This is a genomic window from Streptomyces sp. NPDC091376 (assembly GCF_044757085.1).
GTDB classification, from domain to species: Bacteria; Actinomycetota; Actinomycetes; order Streptomycetales; family Streptomycetaceae; genus Streptomyces; species Streptomyces pratisoli.
Genome location: NZ_JBIVUF010000006.1, coordinates 354,645 through 370,054 on the forward strand (window position 1 = coordinate 354,645; position 15,410 = coordinate 370,054).

General features: G+C 71.7%; 18 protein-coding genes and 2 pseudogenes. 11 read left to right on the plus strand and 9 right to left on the minus strand.

The genetic code is table 11. The annotated features are described in order from the left end of the window. Positions 1-85: 85 nt before the first annotated feature. Positions 86-637, plus strand: a complete 552-nt coding sequence (locus tag ACIQMR_RS15920; RefSeq protein ID WP_401386624.1) for a DinB family protein — start codon at positions 86-88, stop codon at positions 635-637. A 358-nt stretch (positions 638-995) separates the two neighbouring features. Here the strand turns inward: ACIQMR_RS15920 and ACIQMR_RS15925 are convergent. Together ACIQMR_RS15925 and ACIQMR_RS15930 are read right to left on the minus strand one after the other, a co-directional pair. Further along, positions 996-1,178, minus strand: a pseudogene (locus tag ACIQMR_RS15925) (hypothetical protein); the annotation flags it as partial. Between the two features lie 21 nt (positions 1,179-1,199). Continuing rightward, positions 1,200-1,316 (minus strand): annotated as a pseudogene (locus ACIQMR_RS15930) (transposase); the annotation flags it as partial. A 174-nt stretch (positions 1,317-1,490) separates the two neighbouring features. Between ACIQMR_RS15930 and ACIQMR_RS15935 the strand changes: the two are divergent. The 3 genes from ACIQMR_RS15935 to ACIQMR_RS15945 all read left to right on the plus strand — a co-directional run bounded on the left by ACIQMR_RS15935 (position 1,491) and on the right by ACIQMR_RS15945 (position 3,433). Beyond that, a complete protein-coding gene (locus ACIQMR_RS15935) occupies positions 1,491-1,910 on the plus strand; it encodes a nuclear transport factor 2 family protein (RefSeq protein WP_401386626.1) in 420 nt (139 codons plus the stop codon). Then, positions 1,907-2,758 (plus strand): NmrA family NAD(P)-binding protein, encoded by an 852-nt coding sequence (locus ACIQMR_RS15940; RefSeq protein WP_401386629.1) that lies wholly within the window; start codon positions 1,907-1,909, stop codon positions 2,756-2,758. The genes ACIQMR_RS15935 and ACIQMR_RS15940 overlap by 4 nt, the downstream gene beginning before the upstream one ends. Before the next feature lie 66 nt (positions 2,759-2,824). After that, positions 2,825-3,433: a TetR/AcrR family transcriptional regulator gene (locus ACIQMR_RS15945; protein WP_401386631.1), complete on the plus strand. Its 609-nt coding sequence runs from the start codon at positions 2,825-2,827 to the stop codon at positions 3,431-3,433. A 135-nt stretch (positions 3,434-3,568) separates the two neighbouring features. Here the strand turns inward: ACIQMR_RS15945 and ACIQMR_RS15950 are convergent, their stop codons facing one another. Continuing rightward, entirely contained in the window at positions 3,569-4,960 is a 1,392-nt protein-coding gene (locus ACIQMR_RS15950; RefSeq protein WP_401386634.1) for an NADP-dependent succinic semialdehyde dehydrogenase, read from the minus strand. 183 nt (positions 4,961-5,143) lie between these two features. Between ACIQMR_RS15950 and ACIQMR_RS15955 the strand changes: the two genes are divergently transcribed. The 7 genes from ACIQMR_RS15955 (at position 5,144) to ACIQMR_RS15985 (ending at position 9,727) form a co-directional block, all read left to right on the plus strand. After that, entirely contained in the window at positions 5,144-5,890 is a 747-nt protein-coding gene (locus ACIQMR_RS15955) for a hypothetical protein (RefSeq protein ID WP_401386637.1), read from the plus strand. Positions 5,891-6,014: 124 nt separating this feature from the next. Further along, positions 6,015-6,488 (plus strand): NUDIX domain-containing protein, encoded by a 474-nt coding sequence (locus ACIQMR_RS15960; protein ID WP_401386640.1) that lies wholly within the window; start codon positions 6,015-6,017, stop codon positions 6,486-6,488. Between the two features lie 36 nt (positions 6,489-6,524). Beyond that, entirely contained in the window at positions 6,525-7,202 is a 678-nt protein-coding gene (locus ACIQMR_RS15965; protein ID WP_401386643.1) for a glycoside hydrolase family 75 protein, read from the plus strand. Between the two features lie 12 nt (positions 7,203-7,214). Beyond that, positions 7,215-8,258: a PHP domain-containing protein gene (locus ACIQMR_RS15970; RefSeq protein WP_401386646.1), complete on the plus strand. Its 1,044-nt coding sequence runs from the start codon at positions 7,215-7,217 to the stop codon at positions 8,256-8,258. Between the two features lie 64 nt (positions 8,259-8,322). Then, positions 8,323-8,751: a hypothetical protein gene (locus ACIQMR_RS15975; protein ID WP_401386648.1), complete on the plus strand. Its 429-nt coding sequence runs from the start codon at positions 8,323-8,325 to the stop codon at positions 8,749-8,751. A 116-nt stretch (positions 8,752-8,867) separates the two neighbouring features. After that, entirely contained in the window at positions 8,868-9,206 is a 339-nt protein-coding gene (locus ACIQMR_RS15980) for an ArsR/SmtB family transcription factor (RefSeq protein WP_401386651.1), read from the plus strand. Continuing rightward, positions 9,203-9,727 (plus strand): SRPBCC family protein, encoded by a 525-nt coding sequence (locus tag ACIQMR_RS15985; RefSeq protein WP_401386654.1) that lies wholly within the window; start codon positions 9,203-9,205, stop codon positions 9,725-9,727. Before ACIQMR_RS15980 ends, ACIQMR_RS15985 begins: the two co-directional genes overlap by 4 nt. Before the next feature lie 45 nt (positions 9,728-9,772). Here ACIQMR_RS15985 and ACIQMR_RS15990 read toward each other — a convergent pair whose 3' ends face one another. The 6 genes from ACIQMR_RS15990 to ACIQMR_RS16015 are packed head-to-tail and all read right to left on the minus strand — an operon-like array spanning position 9,773 to position 15,178. After that, a complete protein-coding gene (locus ACIQMR_RS15990) occupies positions 9,773-10,978 on the minus strand; it encodes a cytochrome P450 (RefSeq protein ID WP_401386899.1) in 1,206 nt (401 codons plus the stop codon). Positions 10,979-11,004: 26 nt separating this feature from the next. Then, a complete protein-coding gene (locus ACIQMR_RS15995; protein WP_401386657.1) occupies positions 11,005-12,339 on the minus strand; it encodes a cytochrome P450 in 1,335 nt (444 codons plus the stop codon). After that, positions 12,336-13,016 carry a GTP-binding protein gene (locus tag ACIQMR_RS16000; RefSeq protein ID WP_401386660.1) on the minus strand — a complete coding sequence of 227 codons (681 nt, stop codon included), beginning with the start codon at positions 13,014-13,016 and terminating at the stop codon, positions 12,336-12,338. The genes ACIQMR_RS15995 and ACIQMR_RS16000 overlap by 4 nt, the downstream gene beginning before the upstream one ends. Then, positions 12,994-13,356 (minus strand): DUF742 domain-containing protein, encoded by a 363-nt coding sequence (locus tag ACIQMR_RS16005; RefSeq protein ID WP_328724370.1) that lies wholly within the window; start codon positions 13,354-13,356, stop codon positions 12,994-12,996. Before ACIQMR_RS16005 ends, ACIQMR_RS16000 begins: the two co-directional genes overlap by 23 nt. After that, positions 13,353-13,799 carry a roadblock/LC7 domain-containing protein gene (locus ACIQMR_RS16010; RefSeq protein ID WP_401386663.1) on the minus strand — a complete coding sequence of 149 codons (447 nt, stop codon included), beginning with the start codon at positions 13,797-13,799 and terminating at the stop codon, positions 13,353-13,355. The genes ACIQMR_RS16005 and ACIQMR_RS16010 overlap by 4 nt, the downstream gene beginning before the upstream one ends. Further along, positions 13,796-15,178, minus strand: coding sequence for an ATP-binding protein (locus ACIQMR_RS16015; protein ID WP_401386901.1), 1,383 nt, complete (start codon positions 15,176-15,178; stop codon positions 13,796-13,798). The genes ACIQMR_RS16010 and ACIQMR_RS16015 overlap by 4 nt, the downstream gene beginning before the upstream one ends. Between the last annotated feature and the right edge of the window lie 232 nt (positions 15,179-15,410).

The window sequence follows — 15,410 nt, forward strand, 5'->3', positions numbered from 1 at the left end:
GCGGATCTTGTCGATTCGAGTGGTTGATTCCTTGCAGCTCACCTGTCGGCTGCACTATCAGATCGGTTCGCTAAGGTCTGCGGCCATGACTGAGATCACAGCCGAAGCATGGCCAGAACCTCCACTCGCCGGCACCGAGGCAGCAGCCGTCCTCGGCGCCCTCGAACGCCAGCGGGCTACGCTGGCTTGGAAGTGCTCCGGCCTGGCCGCCTCAGGCCTTCGCGCCACACTCGGCACGTCCACGATCACTCTGGGCGGCCTCCTCAAGCACCTGGCGCACGTGGAGGACAGCCACTTCGCCCGGCTGTGGCTCGGCTCCCCCGTTGGTGCTCCCTGGGACACAGTCGACTGGGACAGCACACCCGACTGGGACTACCGCTCCGCTGCGGGCGACACACCGGAGCAACTGCTCGCTCTCTGGCAGGAATCGGTCGCCCGCTCCCGTGTCATCGTCGACGAGGCGCTCAGCACGGGCGGGCTGGACCAGCTCGGTGCCTACACCACCCTTAGTGGCGAACGCCCCAACCTCCGTCGCATTCTTCTTGACCTCATCGAGGAGTACGCCCGCCACGCCGGTCACGCCGACCTCATCCGTGAATCCGTCGACGGGCTCACGGGCGAGGACCCGCCGAGGTGAACCGCAGTACCTGGTGGCGGGACGATCTGCCCTCGTCTTTCTCACCGCCTACATATGCGCGAATCCCTGCCAAGTGATCACGGCCGGAGCCATAAGCGGATCGCGGCGGTGGTCACCGTGCCGTGGAAGACGTAGGCCCTCTTGATGCCCCTATGGATGTCAAGCTGCAAGGACGTGGGTGGTGGTGCGGGTGATCAGCCGGTGGATCTCGCGTGCGACGTAGCGTTTGAGGCAGCGGAGTGCTTCGCGTCGGGTCTTGCCTTGGGAGACACGCCCGCCGGTCCAGCGGCAGCGAGTACCGCCCCAGACAGTGGCCGACAGATCAAACACAAGGCACCAGGGCCAGTCGTAGCGCGGGTCAGGCCACTGCCCGAAGCGGCACCCAAACATCCTCACAGTCGTATCGGGTGGCCAGGCCGCGCCACTGCTTGAGTTTGTTGATGCACCGCTCGACCGTGTTCCGCTGCTTGTAGGCCTCGCGGTCGAAGGCTGGCGGACGGCCGCCGAGCCGGCCGAGCCGCTTACGGTTCACGGCCTGGTCGGCTGTGGGGCCGGTGCGCCAGTTGACCGCGATCGCGTCGATCACCTGCCGGTGATCACGCCACCGCCCTCCCCGCTTCGGTGTCCGGTCCGGCAGCAACGGCTCGATCCTCGCCCATTGGGCGCCAGTCAACGACACACATCAACCAACAGTCAGATGATCCAAAGGGAACAGCCCAGGGCTGCACCTTCCTCAGGATGTGAGGCGGCCGCACCTCGGCACGGCCTCGTTTACAAAACGGACCGGTGGTCCGTATGATGACTTTCATCCGGACCGTCGGTCCGCTTCCATATCCATAGGATGTGATCACACATGCCCCTGCCCCCCGCGGAGCTCTACCGCCACGGACTGCGGCTGCTGCTGGACAAGGACATCCCCGCCTGGGTGGAACTGTGGGACGAGGACGGCGTCCTCGAGTTCCCCTTCGCCCCGGCGGGCTGGCCCCGGCGCCTGGAGGGCAAGCAGGCCGTCGCGGACTACATGCGCCACTACCCCGACCACATCGACCTCCACGACTTCCCCCAAGTGGAGATCCACCGGACCACCACGCCCGAGACCATCGTGGTCGAGATGCGCGGGGTCGGCCGTATGGTCGAGACCGGCCGCCCCTTCGACATGACCTACATCGCCGTGGTCACGGTCGAGAACGGGCGCATCACCTCCTACCGCGACTACTGGAACCCGCTCGCCGTCCAGGAGGCGGGCGCCGACTTCGCAGGAGGGACCCGATGAACACTCCCGCCACCACCCTCGTCATCGGGGCCACCGGCACCACCGGCCGCCGCGTCGCCGCCGGGCTGACCGCCAAGGGCCTGCGCGTCAAGGCCGCCGGCCGGCGCGCCACCCCGGTCGAGGGCACGCAGGCCGTCCGCTTCGACTGGCACGAGCCCGCGACGTTCGGCGACGCCCTCGACGGGGTCGACCGCGTCTACCTCGTCCCGCCCATCGGATCCATGGACCCCGCCGAGGTCATGCTGCCCTTCCTCCGCCGGGCCCGTGTCACCGGCGTGCGGCGTGCGGTGCTGCTCAGCTCCTCGGCGATGCCGGCCGGAGGGCCGGCGGTGGGCCAGGTCCACCAGGCCCTGCCCGGACTGTTCGACGAGTGGGCGGTGCTGCGGCCCTCCTGGTTCATGCAGAACTTCACCGGCCCCCATCACCATGGGCGCACCATCCGCGAGGACGGCGTCATCCTGACGGCCACGGGAGAAGGCCGCGTCGGGTTCGTCGACGCCGCGGACATCGCCGCCGTCGCCGTTCACGCACTGACCGACGACCGGGCTCCCGACACCGATCTGATCCTCACCGGTCCCGAGACGCTGAGCTACGAGGACGTGGCCCGGATCATCACCGATGTCACCGGCCGGCCCGTGGTACACCGGCATCTGACGTTCGAGCAGCTGCGCGACCGCTGGGCGGCGGGGATGCCGCTGGATTTCGCCTCCATGCTGGCCGGCATGGACCGCGCCATCGCCGATGGCGCCGAGGACCGCACGTCGGACACGGTCGAGCGCATCACAGGCCGTCCTCCGCGGAGTTTCCGCGCGCTCATGGAAGCGGAGATGTCGCGAGGCGGCAGCTGATGGCGGCGCCTGTACCCGACCGGCTCGACGACGCGATCCGACCCGTCAGCACACCGAGGAGGACCCGTGGCCCAGCGACCTGAGCGCGCGGACGCCGTACGCAACCGAGAGGCAGTCCTGGCCGCCGCCGACACCCTGTTCGCCGCCAGCACCAGTCCCCAGAGCGTGTCGATGGACGACATCGCCATGGCGGCCGGTGTGGGCAAGGGCACGCTGTTCCGCCGCTTCGGCGACCGTGCGGGCCTGATCAGGGCGTTGCTCGCGGCCCGGCTCGAACCCCTGCAGCGGGCCGTGCAGGAGACGATGGGCACGGAAGGGTCCGCCGCGCCGCCGCGACAGCTGGTGAGGGACCTGCTCGACGCGTCACTGCGCTTCAAGATCGAGAACCGTCATCTGATGTCGGCGGCCGAGGACGCCGGGCTCGGCAACCCGTACCACGCCGGGCACTACGGCTGGTGGCACGAGACGCTTCGAGACGCCCTGCGCCAGGTGCCCGGCGTCCCCGACGCGGACTTCGCCGCCCATGCCCTGCTGGCCGCCATCCGCGCCGACCTCGTGGTGCATCTGATCGACGATCAGGGGACCGCGCCCGAGCACCTGCGGGCCTCGCTCGCGGCCTACGTCGACACCGTCCTCGGCGACGGCTCCGGCGCGACCCCGCCGAAGCGGCACTGACCCGGCGGCGACGACACGGTCAGGCGGCGGTCCAGACGGTCGTGGTGGTCAGGCGGCGGTCCAGACGGTCGTGGTGGTCAGGCGGCGGTCCAGACGGTCGTGGTGGTCAGGCGGCGGTCCAGACGGTCGTGGTGGTCAGGCGGCGGTCCAGACGGTCGTGGTGTTGCAGAACTCCTTGATGCCGTGCCCGGACAGTTCGCGGCCGTAGCCCGACCGCTTCACGCCCCCGAAGGGCATCGCCGGGTGTGAGGCGGTCATGCCGTTGAAGAAGACACCGCCCGCCTCGATGTCGCGGACGAACCGGTCCATCTCGCCCTCGTCGCGGGTCCAGACATTCGAACTCAGGCCGAAGGGGCTGTCGTTGGCGACGGACACGGCCTCGTCGAGGTCCGCCACGCGGTAGACGGTCGCGACCGGGCCGAAGGCCTCCTCCTGGTGGATGCGCATCTCGGGGGTGATCCCGGTCAGGACGGTCGGGAGGTAGAACCAGCCGTTCGGCTGATCCCCGGGGCGTCCGGCACCGCACATCGCGTGCGCGCCGAGCCGTACGGCGTCGTCGACGAGTTCCTCCAGATCGGTGCGGCCCTGCTCGGTGGCGAGCGGTCCGACGTCGGTGGACCTCTCCAGCGGGTCGCCGACGGTGAGCGCCTCCATCCGGGCTGCGAACCGCTCGGTGAAGGTGTCGTACACGTCCTCGTGGACGATGAACCGCTTGGCCGCGATGCAGGACTGACCGTTGTTCTGGACCCGTGCGGTGACCGCGGTCCGTGCGGCCTTGTCGACATCGGCCGACGGCATCACCACGTACGGATCGCTGCCGCCGAGTTCCAGCACGGTCTTCTTGACCTCGTCCCCGGCGATCGAGGCGACCGACCGGCCGGCGGGCTCGCTTCCGGTGAGCGTCGCGGCGGCGACCCGGGGATCGCGCAACACGCCCTCGACCGCGCCCGAGCCGATCAGGAGGGTCTGGAAGCAGCCGTCGGGGAACCCGGCCCGGTGGAAGAGATCCCCCAGGTAGAGCGCGGTCTGCGGGACGTTGGAGGCGTGCTTGAGCAGTCCGGTGTTGCCGGCCATCAGCGCCGGCGCCGCGAACCGGACGACCTGCCAGAGCGGGAAGTTCCACGGCATCACGGCGAGGACGACGCCCAGGGGGCGGTAGTGGACCCGCGCCCTCGCGGCGCCCGAGTCCACCACGTCGTCGTCCGCGGGGTACTCGTCGGCGAGCAGCCGCTCGGCGTGATCGGCGTACCAGCGCATCGCCTTGACGCACTTCGCCGCCTCGGCCTCGGCCGCCGCGAGGGGTTTGCCCATCTCGCAGGTCATGGTGCGTGCGATGTCGTCGTGGTCCTCCTCGAGCAGCGCGGCCGCCCGTTTGAGGAGCCGGGAGCGCTCGGCGAACGAGGTCGTGCGGTACGTACGGAACGCCGCGTCGGCGGCGGCCAGCCGCTCCTCGATCACCTCGGGGCCGATCGCTTCGAAGGTCTTGAGCGTCTCGCCGGTCGCGGGGTTCACACTGGCGATGGGCATGGCGGTGTCCTCCTTCGGCCGCGCACTTACGACCCTGCCGCGCGCCGCGCGCCGCCGCAACGCGGCAGCCGGGGGCGCCCGCGGCCGCACGGCATTCACCCGAACGGGCAGCGGGTGACCGTGCGGCGTACGCTCGGGAGAGATGGATCACCCGGTTTCGATCCGTTCGCCCGGGGAGACGACGTGACGCGACATCGCCACAGCACACGGGGACCGGCCATCCTGACGGCGTTCGCCATGGCCGCGCTCGCGGCCGGCGGCGGCACCGCGTACGCCGACGACGACATCGAGACGCTCACCGCCCGGCAGATCTCCGAGAAGGCCCGTGAAGCCCTGCTCGGCGCCACATCGGTGCACATCACCAGCAAGGGCGACCTCGGCCGGCCCGGCGCGCCCGACGAACTGGATCTCACCCTGGACCGCGCGGGGAACTGCGCCGGCTCGGTGAGCATGGGCGAGTCGGGATCCGTGGAGGTCATCAAGCGCGGCACAACGGTCTGGCTGAAGCCGGACGCGGCGTTCTGGAAGAACCACGTTCCCGGTGCGGGAGAGGCCGCCGAGGCGATCGTCGGGGACCGCTATGTCCGCGGATCGACCCAGGACAGCATGCTCAAGGGCATGGCCGAGGTGTGCGACCTCGACACGTTCGTGAACCGGCTCACCGGCGCCCCCGAGAGCGACGTCGTCCTCACCAAGGGCAAGAAGACGGAGATCAACGACATCGACGCCATCCCGCTGACGGGCCAGCGGTCGGGCAGGACGATCACGCTGTACGTCGCGACCGAGGGCAAGCCCTACCCGGTGCGCCTGGTCGTGAAGGGCGCCGGTGCGGCCGAGGCGACCGTCGACTTCTCGGCGTACGACACACCGGTCCCGGCCGGAACTCCCCCGGCCGACGAGAGCATCGACCTGTCCACTCTGATGGGTTAGCCGCGGTCCCGCGGGCCTGTCGGCCGGTCACCCCTGGGTGGGCCGAGCCTCGGCCCGGGGCACACCTGCCCGCGGGACAGCGGTGCGTTGGCGGCGCCGCACGGTGCCCAGCAGACTCGGCGCCATGTCGGGCAAGCGAAGCGCGGGCCTCCTTCTCTTCCGGGGCTTGGATCCGGATGTCGAGGTGCTGATCGGGCACATGGGCGGCCCGTACTGGGCCGCCAAGGACGAGGGCGCGTGGTCGATCCCCAAGGGCGAGCACGGCCCCGAGGAACAGCCGGAGGCCGCCGCAAGCCGGGAGTTCGAGGAGGAGCTCGGACTGCCTGCGCCGGACGGGGACCGGATTCCGCTCGGTGAGAGCCGCCAGTCGGGCGGCAAGACCGTCACGGTCTGGGCCGTCGAGGGCGACCTCGACGCCCGGGCGGTGGTGCCCGGCACTTTCACGATGGAGTGGCCGCCACGGTCCGGCGTGCTGAGTGAGTTCCCGGAGATCGACCGGGTCGGCTGGTTCTCCCTGGAGCGCGCGGCGGAGCTGCTCGTCCCGGGCCAGCGGATCTTTCTGGACCGGCTCGGCCACCACATACGCGGCGACCGCTGACAGCGGTCGCCGCTCCTGAACCGGAGGAAACACCCCGTGCCCCCTTACCTCAAGGCCGTCGCCGTCTGCGGCGCGGCGCTTCTCACCGCGACCGCTCTCCCTGCCACCACCTCCCGTGCGTACGCCGAGGGTTCGGTGACGGCCCGGGAACTGCTGGCAGAGGTCAGCAGCTGCTCACGAATATCCGACGGCTACTACCAGACCGACGCGGACGAGGACGAGTCCGTCGCGGTGTGCGGAACCAGGCAGGCCGTGTTCTGGAAAGCGGACATGGACATCGACTGCGACGGCTGGCCGAGCGAGGAATGCAACAGCGACACCGACCCCTACTTCCAGCCCGAAACGGCGTACGCGGACTCCGTGGGAGATCCGCTCGACTCCGCCGAACTGCCCTTCATCGTCGTCCCGGCGGCGAGTTCGCTCTGGGACTACAGCGAGTCCGGGGTACGCGGGGGCAGCGTCGCCGCCGTCATATACCGCAACAGGGTGATGTACGGGGTGGTCGGGGACGCCGGCCCGAGCGAACTCATCGGCGAGGCCTCGTACGCCATGGCCGACGCACTGGGCATAGATCCCGATCCGCAGGGTGGCGGCACAAGTTCCGGCGTCACGTACATCGTGTTCCGTGACTCCAAGGTCTCCCCCATCGAGTCCCACCGGGCGGCCACCACGCTGGGCGACAGGCTGGCGCGGAAGTTCGTCGGCCGTTCGTGACGGGCCCCTGCCATGGACCCCGTGGAAGCACTGGACCGGATCGCCTTCCTGCTGGAGCGCTCCGGGGCTCCCACCTACCGGGTACGGGCGTTCCGCACGGCGTCGGCGGCCGTCGCCGCGCTCGGTGAGCGGGGGACCCGGGAGCGGGCCGAGGCCGGTTCGCTGGAGTCGGTGCGGGGCCTCGGGCCGAAGACCGCGCAGGTCGTGCGGGAGGCGCTGGCGGACGAGGTGCCCGGGTATCTGCGGAGGCTGGAGGACGAGTCGGACGGCGGGCCGGCCGAGGGTGATGCGGGAACGCGGTTGCGCGCGGCGCTGCGCGGCGACTGCCACCTGCACTCGGACTGGTCGGACGGCGGCAGCCCCATCGAGGCGATGGGGCGTGCCGCCGCCGGTCTCGGCCACGAGTGGGCCGTGCTCACCGATCACTCCCCCAGGCTCACGGTCGCGCGGGGGCTGAGCGCGGAGCGGCTGCGCGAGCAGCTGGACGTGGTGGCGGAACTGAACCGGACCTGGGCGCCGTTCCGGCTGCTCACCGGCATCGAGTGCGACATCCTGCCGGACGGCTCGCTCGACCAGGAACCGGAGCTGCTGGACCGGCTCGATCTGGTGGTCGCCTCCGTGCACTCCAAGCTCCGGATGGAGGCGCGGCCGATGACCCGGCGCATGGTGACCGCCGTGACGAATCCGCTGGTCGACGTCCTGGGGCACTGCACAGGGCGGCTGCTGACGGGGCGTGACGGGGGCCGGGGCCGCCCCGAGTCGGAGTTCGACGCGGAGCAGGTGTTCGCGGCGTGTGCCGGGACCGGCACGGCCGTGGAGATCAACAGCCGGCCGGACCGACTGGATCCGCCGCGGCGGCTGCTGCGCGCAGCGGTCGAGGCGGGCACCCTGTTCGCCGTCGACTCCGACGCCCACGCCCCTGGCCAGCTGGACTGGCTGATCAACGGATGCGTCCGGGCGGAGGAGTGCGGCGTGCCCCCGTCCCGGGTCGTCAACACATGGAGTGCGGACGCCCTGCTGCGCTGGACGCGGAACCGGGAGCTGCCGAAGGGCTGAGCGGGGTGCGGGCCGCGGCGGTCCGGGGACTCTGCCCGTGCTGTGCGGACCGTGAGGTGCGACCTTGGAGTGGGACGCCCCGGCAGAGGAGAGGACGGCGATCACCGTGACCGTGACGGACCGGCACGAGGAAGTATCGGTGCAGCTCAGCGGTGCACCGGAGGACGCGGACGCCGTCTTCGGCGCGCTGCTCGCGGCGTACCCCTGCGACCGGGACGCCGAGGAGCACCCGCATCTGGTGGACCGGAGCGGCCACCCGACGATCTGGTCGGCCACCTACGACGTGGCACCCGCCGAGACGGCGGCGCCCGTGGCGGCCACGGCGCTCGGCGCGCCCGTGGCGGCCGAGCTGTCCGGCTCGTACGCGGCGGTGGATCGGCTCGCCCAGGCGCTCACCAGCGGTTTCGCGGTGGAGGTGGAGCACGCGGTGTCGGGGGACGGCGAGAAGCAGCTGCGGGTGCGGCTGGCCTCGTCGCCGGCGGCGAAGGGCTGACCCGGCCGTCGAACCGGCCGTCGAACCGGCCGTCGAACGGGTCGGCACAGGCGAGGTCGTCGAGGCTCCCTTGCATGCCTTGACAGGCATATAACCAGTGACGCATATTCGATGGCATGACGGACGCCATCTGGTCGGCCCTGGTGGATCCACACCGGCGGGCCGTGCTCGATCTGCTGCGTGAGGGCGACCGTGCGGTGGGCGAGCTGGTCGAGCTGCTCGGCCAGTCCCAGCCGAACGTGTCCAAGCATCTGCGGGTGCTGCGCGAGGCCGGGCTCGTCCGGGTGCGCAGACAGGCACAGCAGCGCATCTACGCGATCGAGCCCGGCCCGATCACGGAGCTCGACGCGTGGCTCGCCCCGTACCGGCGTCTGTGGAACGACCGTCTCGACGCACTGGGCCGCTATCTCGACGACGCAGACGGTGTCGGTGCACACACAGAGGAGCCACCATGAACCGCGGAACCTTCATCGACTTCGGGGGCCGCCCCGCCGTCCGCTTCGAACGCAGCTACCCGCACCCCGTGGAGCGGGTCTGGGCCGCCGTGTCCGAGCCGGAGGGGCTCGCCCACTGGTTCCCGTCGAAGGTCCGGATCGAACCGCACGAGGGCGGGAAGATCGAGTTCTCGGAAGACCCCAATCTGCCGGCGACGACGGGCACGGTACTGGTCTTCGAGCCGCCGCACCGGCTCGCCTTCACCTGGGAGGGCGACGAGATCCACCTGGAGGTGACGGCCGAGGGCGAGGGCTGCAAGGTGGCCCTCACCAACGTCCTGGCCGCGCGGAACACCGCGGCCCGCAACGCCGCGGGCTGGAGCGTGTGTCTCACCGAGCTGGACCGGCATCTGGCGGGCACCCGCTCCGAGGGCCCGCACAGCGAGTCGGCCGAGCCGTGGAAGCCGTACTACGACGCCTATGTCTCGGAGGGCATGCCGTCGGGCGCGGAGATTCCGGGCACGCCCCCGCAGGAGTCCTGAACGCCGGGCGCGCGGCCCGGCGCTCGGGACCCGCTGGTCCGGGGCCTAGGGAACCGGCCGTACGGGCAGCTCCTGGACGCTGTTGCCGACGAAACTGGCGTGCCGCGTGAGCTCCGGCTCCGTGGCGGCGAGGTCGAGCTCGGGGAAGCGGCTGAACAGCTGCTCCAGGGCGATGGTCGCCTCCATCCGGGCCAGCGGCGCGCCCAGGCAGTAGTGCGGCCCGTGGCCGAGCGAGAGATGGCGGGTCGCGGACTCGCGGGTGATGTCGAAGCGGTCGGCGTCCGGGCCGTGCGCGGCCTTGTCGCGCCCCGCGGCGGAGTATCCGGCGAGGACCGGGGTGCCCTTGGGGACGACCGTCCCGTCGAGGGTGAGGTCCCGCGTCGGGTAGCGGAAGGGGAAGTAGCTGACCGGGCTGTCCCAGCGCAGCGTCTCCTCGACCACGTCGGTCCAGCTCGCCTTGGCCGAGCGGACCAGCGCCAGCTGGTCGCGGTGCGCGCACAGCGCACGGACGGCGTTCGTGATCAGGTTCAGCGTGGTCTCGTGGCCGGCGATGATCATCAGCAGCAGTGTGCCGATCAGCTCCTGCGGGCTGAGCCGGTCGCCGTCCTCCTCACGGGCGGCGATCAGCGCGCTCGTGAGGTCGTCGCCGGGGTCCTTCATCCGGGCGGCCGCGACGGTGCTGAGCACTTCCACCAGTTCCCTGTTGGCGGCCATCGCCTCCTTGGGGCCGATGTCGGTGGCGACGACCTGGTTCGACAGATGGTGCAGCCGCTCGTGGTACTCGGCGTCCACGCCGAGCAGTTCGCAGATGACGCCCATCGGCAGCGGCATCGCGAAGTGCCGGCGCAGATCGGCGACGCCACCGCCGTCCGTGGCGGCCCGGCCGAGTCCGTCCAGCAGTTCGGCGGTGACCGTCTCGATCCGGGGCCGCAGCTCGGCCACCCGGCGCGCGGTGAACGCCTTGCTCACCAGCGAGCGCAGCCGCCGGTGGTCGTCGCCGTCGGCGGTGGTCATGCCCTGTACGGTCGCGAACGTCTTCAGCGGCCATCCGTCGGCTATCCGGCCCTCGCGCAGCGCGGTGAAGTGCCCGGCGCCCTTGGCGACATCGGGGTGGGCGAGGAACTCCTTGAGCGCGTCGTGCCCGAGCACGGCCATGCCCGCCACGTCACCGGGCAGGACGACCGGGGTGACCGCGCCCCGGGCGAGCAGGCGGGCGTTGTCCGCGTGCGGGCAGCCGCCGGCCGGGTCCATCCGGTGCGGGGTGGTGGGTGAGGTGCTCAACGGGGCTCTCCTGTCTGTGGCGCTGCGTGGGTGGGACGGTCTGCGCGGTCCGGCCGTGGGTGCCGCCGCGCGAGGGGCAGCTGGGGGTCGGTGAACCGCACGGGCAGCGCGGCGAGCCCCTTGCTCCACGGGGAGGAGATCCAGGCCAGCTCCGACTCCTCGACGGCCAGCTCCAGATCGGGCAGCCGGTGCCGGATCGTGTCCACCGCGGTACGGGTGATCAGCCGGGCCGGGTCCTGCGCGGGGCAGGTGTGCGGTCCCGCCCCGAACGCGAGATGGGATCGGTTGCCGGCGACGGGACTCCCGCCGGGGGGCAGCACCGACGGGTCGGCGTTGGCCGCGGCGAGTCCGAGGACGAGCATGTCCCCGGCCTTGATGGACTGGCCGCCGAAGGTCAGGTCACGGGTCGCGTACCGGGCGGGGAAGTTCTGCGTGGGCGGGAAGCGCCACAGCACCAGGTCGAGGGCGTCGTCGACGCTGAGGTGACCGCCTGTCAGCGAGGAGCGGAACGCCGGGTCGCAGAGCAGGATGCGCAGGGTCGTGGCGATCCAGTTCACGGTGGTCTGGTTGCCCGCGACGAACATCACCACCAGGTTGTGCAGCACCTCCTCGTCGGTGAGCCGGGCCGGGTGGTGCAGCAGTGCGGACGTGACGTCGTCACCGGGTCTGGACCGCTTTTCGTCGATCAGCGCCAGCAGGATCGCGTTCATCCGCCGGCTCGCGTTGGCCGAGTCCGCGTTGGCGACGACCATGCCGGCGATGGCGTGGACGAGTCGCTGGCCGGTCCGGTCGTCGAGGCCGAGGAGCCCGGTGATGACCTGCATGGGCAGCTTGCGCGCGTAGTGCGGTACGAGGTCGGCCTCGCGGCGGTCGGCGAACGACGCGATCAGCCGCTCGGCCGCCGCCCGTACGCCGCGCCGCAGTTCGTGCCCGTTGATACCGGCGAGCGCGTCGGAGACGGCGGCCCGCATCCGGCGGTGCTGCTGGCCGTCGGCGAACAGCAGCGCGGGCCGCCAGCCGACGAACGGCAGGATCGGCGAGTCCGCGGGCACCCGTCCTTCGCGCAACAGGCTCCAGTGGCGCGGGTCGTGGGAGAAGTCCTGCTCCTCGCGGGTGAGCCGGAGCAGCTCACGGTGGCCGAGGACGAGCCAGGCCGTGATGCCGGGAGCGACGGTGACGGGGGCCACCGGGCCGTGGGTGCGGCGGAGTTCCTCGTACAGGGCGGGCATCGCGTCGCCGTCGAGATGCGGCCCGTACAGCGCGGTGGCGGCGGGGCGGCGCCCGCCGAAGCCGTCGGCCGGGGGCGGCGAATAGCCGTGCGGGGTGGTCATGAGGACTCCGTGGCGGCGTCGATGAGATGGCGTACGAGAGCGATCAGGGCACGGACCGAGGAGTGGGCGTCGCGTGCGTCGCAGGCGACCAGCGGGGTGTTCGGCAGCAGGTCGAGCGCCGTGCGCAGGTCGTCCTCGGTGTGCTGCGGGCTGCCGGGGAACACGTTGACCGCGACGGCGAACGGAAGGTCGAGGTCCTCCAGGTTGCCGAGGGCCCCGAACGAGGCGGCCAGATCGCGGGTGTCGATGAGCGCGAGCGCGCCGAGCGCGCCCTTGGCCAGGTCCCGCCAGGCGGGCAGGAACCGCTGCTGGCCCGGAGTACCGAACAGATAGAGCACCAGTTCGTCGGCGACCGTGATCCGGCCGAAGTCGAGGGCGACGGTGGTGGTCGTCTTGGCGCGCTCGCCGCCGGTGTCGACGCGGGCGCCGGCCCGGGTCATCACCGCCTCGGTGGACAGCGGACGGATCTCCGAGACGGTCCCGATGAGCGTCGTCTTGCCGACGCCGAGGGGGCCCACGACGAGGATCTTCGCGGCGCCGGCGACGCTCGACGTCAGGTACTTGCCCGCCTGCGCGGCGCCCGGCTCCGCCGCGGACGCCGGGGCTCCCACGGACGCCGGCGGGGCCGTCGGCGCGGCATCCGGGACCCGGTCGTCAGAGACGGCTTTCGAGGCCATGGAGGACCTTTCTCAGCATGGTCACATCGGCGCGTTCGGCCGGGGGGACGGGCGGTCGGGTCACGATCAGGCCCCAGTCGATGAGATCGGCGAGCAGCACCTGGACCACCGAGGGCGGCTGGCCCAGGTACGCGGCCACCTCGGCGACCGACAGCAGGCCCTGACAGTGCGTCAGGATCATCAGGTGCTCGGGCAGGAGGGACTCCGGTGCGGCGGTGTCCGCGGCCATGACCAGGGTCTCCCAGGACAGCGGCGCGGCCCCGGTGCACGCCCGGCCGCCGGTGATCACGTACGGACGTACCGCGCGGGTGGTGGCCCGTCCGTCCGCGCGGTCCGTCATGAGGACGGACTCGCCGGTTCCCGCGGCTGGGTGCTCAGATGGGCGCCGATCTTCGCCACCAGCACCTGCATCTGCTGGGCGACGAGGCCGACGTCGGCCTCGGTGTCGGTGGCGACGGCGAGATGCGCCCCGGCGCCGGCGTGGGTGAACAGCACGAAACCGTGCTCCGTCTCCAGCATCAGCTGGCGCACTCCGGCACCGCCGCCGAACAGCAGCGCGGCGGTGGACCGTCCTGTCATGGTCATCGCGGCGCACGCGGCGGACAGCGACTCGGCCTCCGGCACGCCGAGCCGGGTGACGGGACCGGTGAGGTTCTCGGCGGAGTCGTGGCCGAGCCGCAGACCGTCCTCGGACACCACGACGGCGTGTCTGACACCCGGGATCTCGGTCAGCGGGCGCAGCATCCAGCCCAGGTCGGGCAGCCTCGTTATGGCTCCGGTCACGACCGGCCTCCCTCGTGATCGGTGTCGTCGGGCATGGGGGTGGTGGGCTCCAGGGCGGCGCGGCCGCGCCGCGAGCCGGAGACGACGCTGGCGATGGACGCGCGTGCGGCCTCCGGGGTCCAGCTGCCGTCGGGGGGCGCGGGCCGCGGTGCGGGGAGGGTCCGCTCCACGGCCGCTTCGCGGGCGCCGCGCCGGTTGCGGCGCCGCGGCAGTTCGCCCGGCCCCGGGGCCGGGAAGCCGCCTGGCACCGGCCCGGCGGCGTCGGGCGCGGGGAGGCCCGGCGCGGGATCCGCCGGGCGGGCCGTCGTGCGGGGCGGCTCGTACGGTGCGGGCTCCGGGGCCGCCGCGGGTTCCCGGCGGGGCGCGGTCAGCCGGGACAGCGGCTCGGTGAGCAGCCGGTGGGGTACGAAGGTGACGGCGCGCGTTCCGCCGTACGCCGAGGCGCCCGTCAGCTCGACGTTGAAGCCGAGCTCACGGGACCAGCGGCCGACGCAGGCCAGACCCAGACGGGGCACCGCGCCGAGTCTGGTCAGGTCCAGGTCGTCGCGGAGCTGGGCCGTCGCCTGGTGCAGGACGTCCGGAGGCATGCCGAGGCCCGCGTCGTCGATCTCGACGACCGCCCCGGCGCCCACCTCCCGTACCGTGACCACCACCTGGGTGCTGGAGGGCGAGAACACCGTGGCGTTCTCGAGGAGTTCGGCGACGGCGTGCATCAGGCCCTCGACGGCGGGCGGCACGACGTAGAGCGTCTGGCCGCCGTGCACTTCGACCCGGCCGAACTCGACGATGCGGGACTGCGCGCCGCGCACACAGTCGTACAGCGACACCGGACGCGTCTCCCGGCGGGCCGGCCAGATGCCGCACATCACGAGCAGTGTCTGGGCCTTGCGGGTCATCTGCGCGGCCGCGTGGTCGGCCTTCATCACCTCGGCCATCAGCCGGGGGTTCTCGATCGAGCGCTCGACCTTGTCCAGAACTTGCTGTTGGACCGTGGCCATCGCGTGCATGGTGCGGGCGACGGATTCGAACGCGGACTGCACGGAGTCGCGCAGGGCGCGCTCCCTGCGTACGGCCTCGTCCGAGCCGAGCGCGGTGACGACCGCGGCGAGTGCCCGCGCGAACTCGGCTCCGGTGTCGGCCTCCGTGGCGACCGGTCCGGGAACGCCGTCCAGCCGCTGACCGGTCCGGGTCCGCTCGGCGATGGCCGGGACGCGAACGGCGGCGAGATGCTCGATCTCGGCGCCGCGGGCCGCGGCCAGCTGCGCCGCCCTCGCCCGTTCGAACCGCTCGGAGGCCAGCCTGCGGCGCAGGGATAACGCCCAGATCAGCAGCGACAGCGCGACGATCGCGCCGCCGCCCGCAGTCAGCAGGGCGCCCATGACACGTTGCTTCGGGATACGGCGACCACGGAGAACGAGCCCCTTCCAGACCACGCACGGGCTCCCCGGGCTATCGGGGGCATCCAGATCTTACGGTCAATCGGCCATGACCGAACGCCGGTTGTGCAACTACCGTCACTTTCCGCCAACGTGAGCGGGAGATGTGAATGGCTTTCGGTGCCGGTTTGTCGCATAGTGTGAGCGCGGCTCCGCCTCGCCCTCCGCGAGTGCG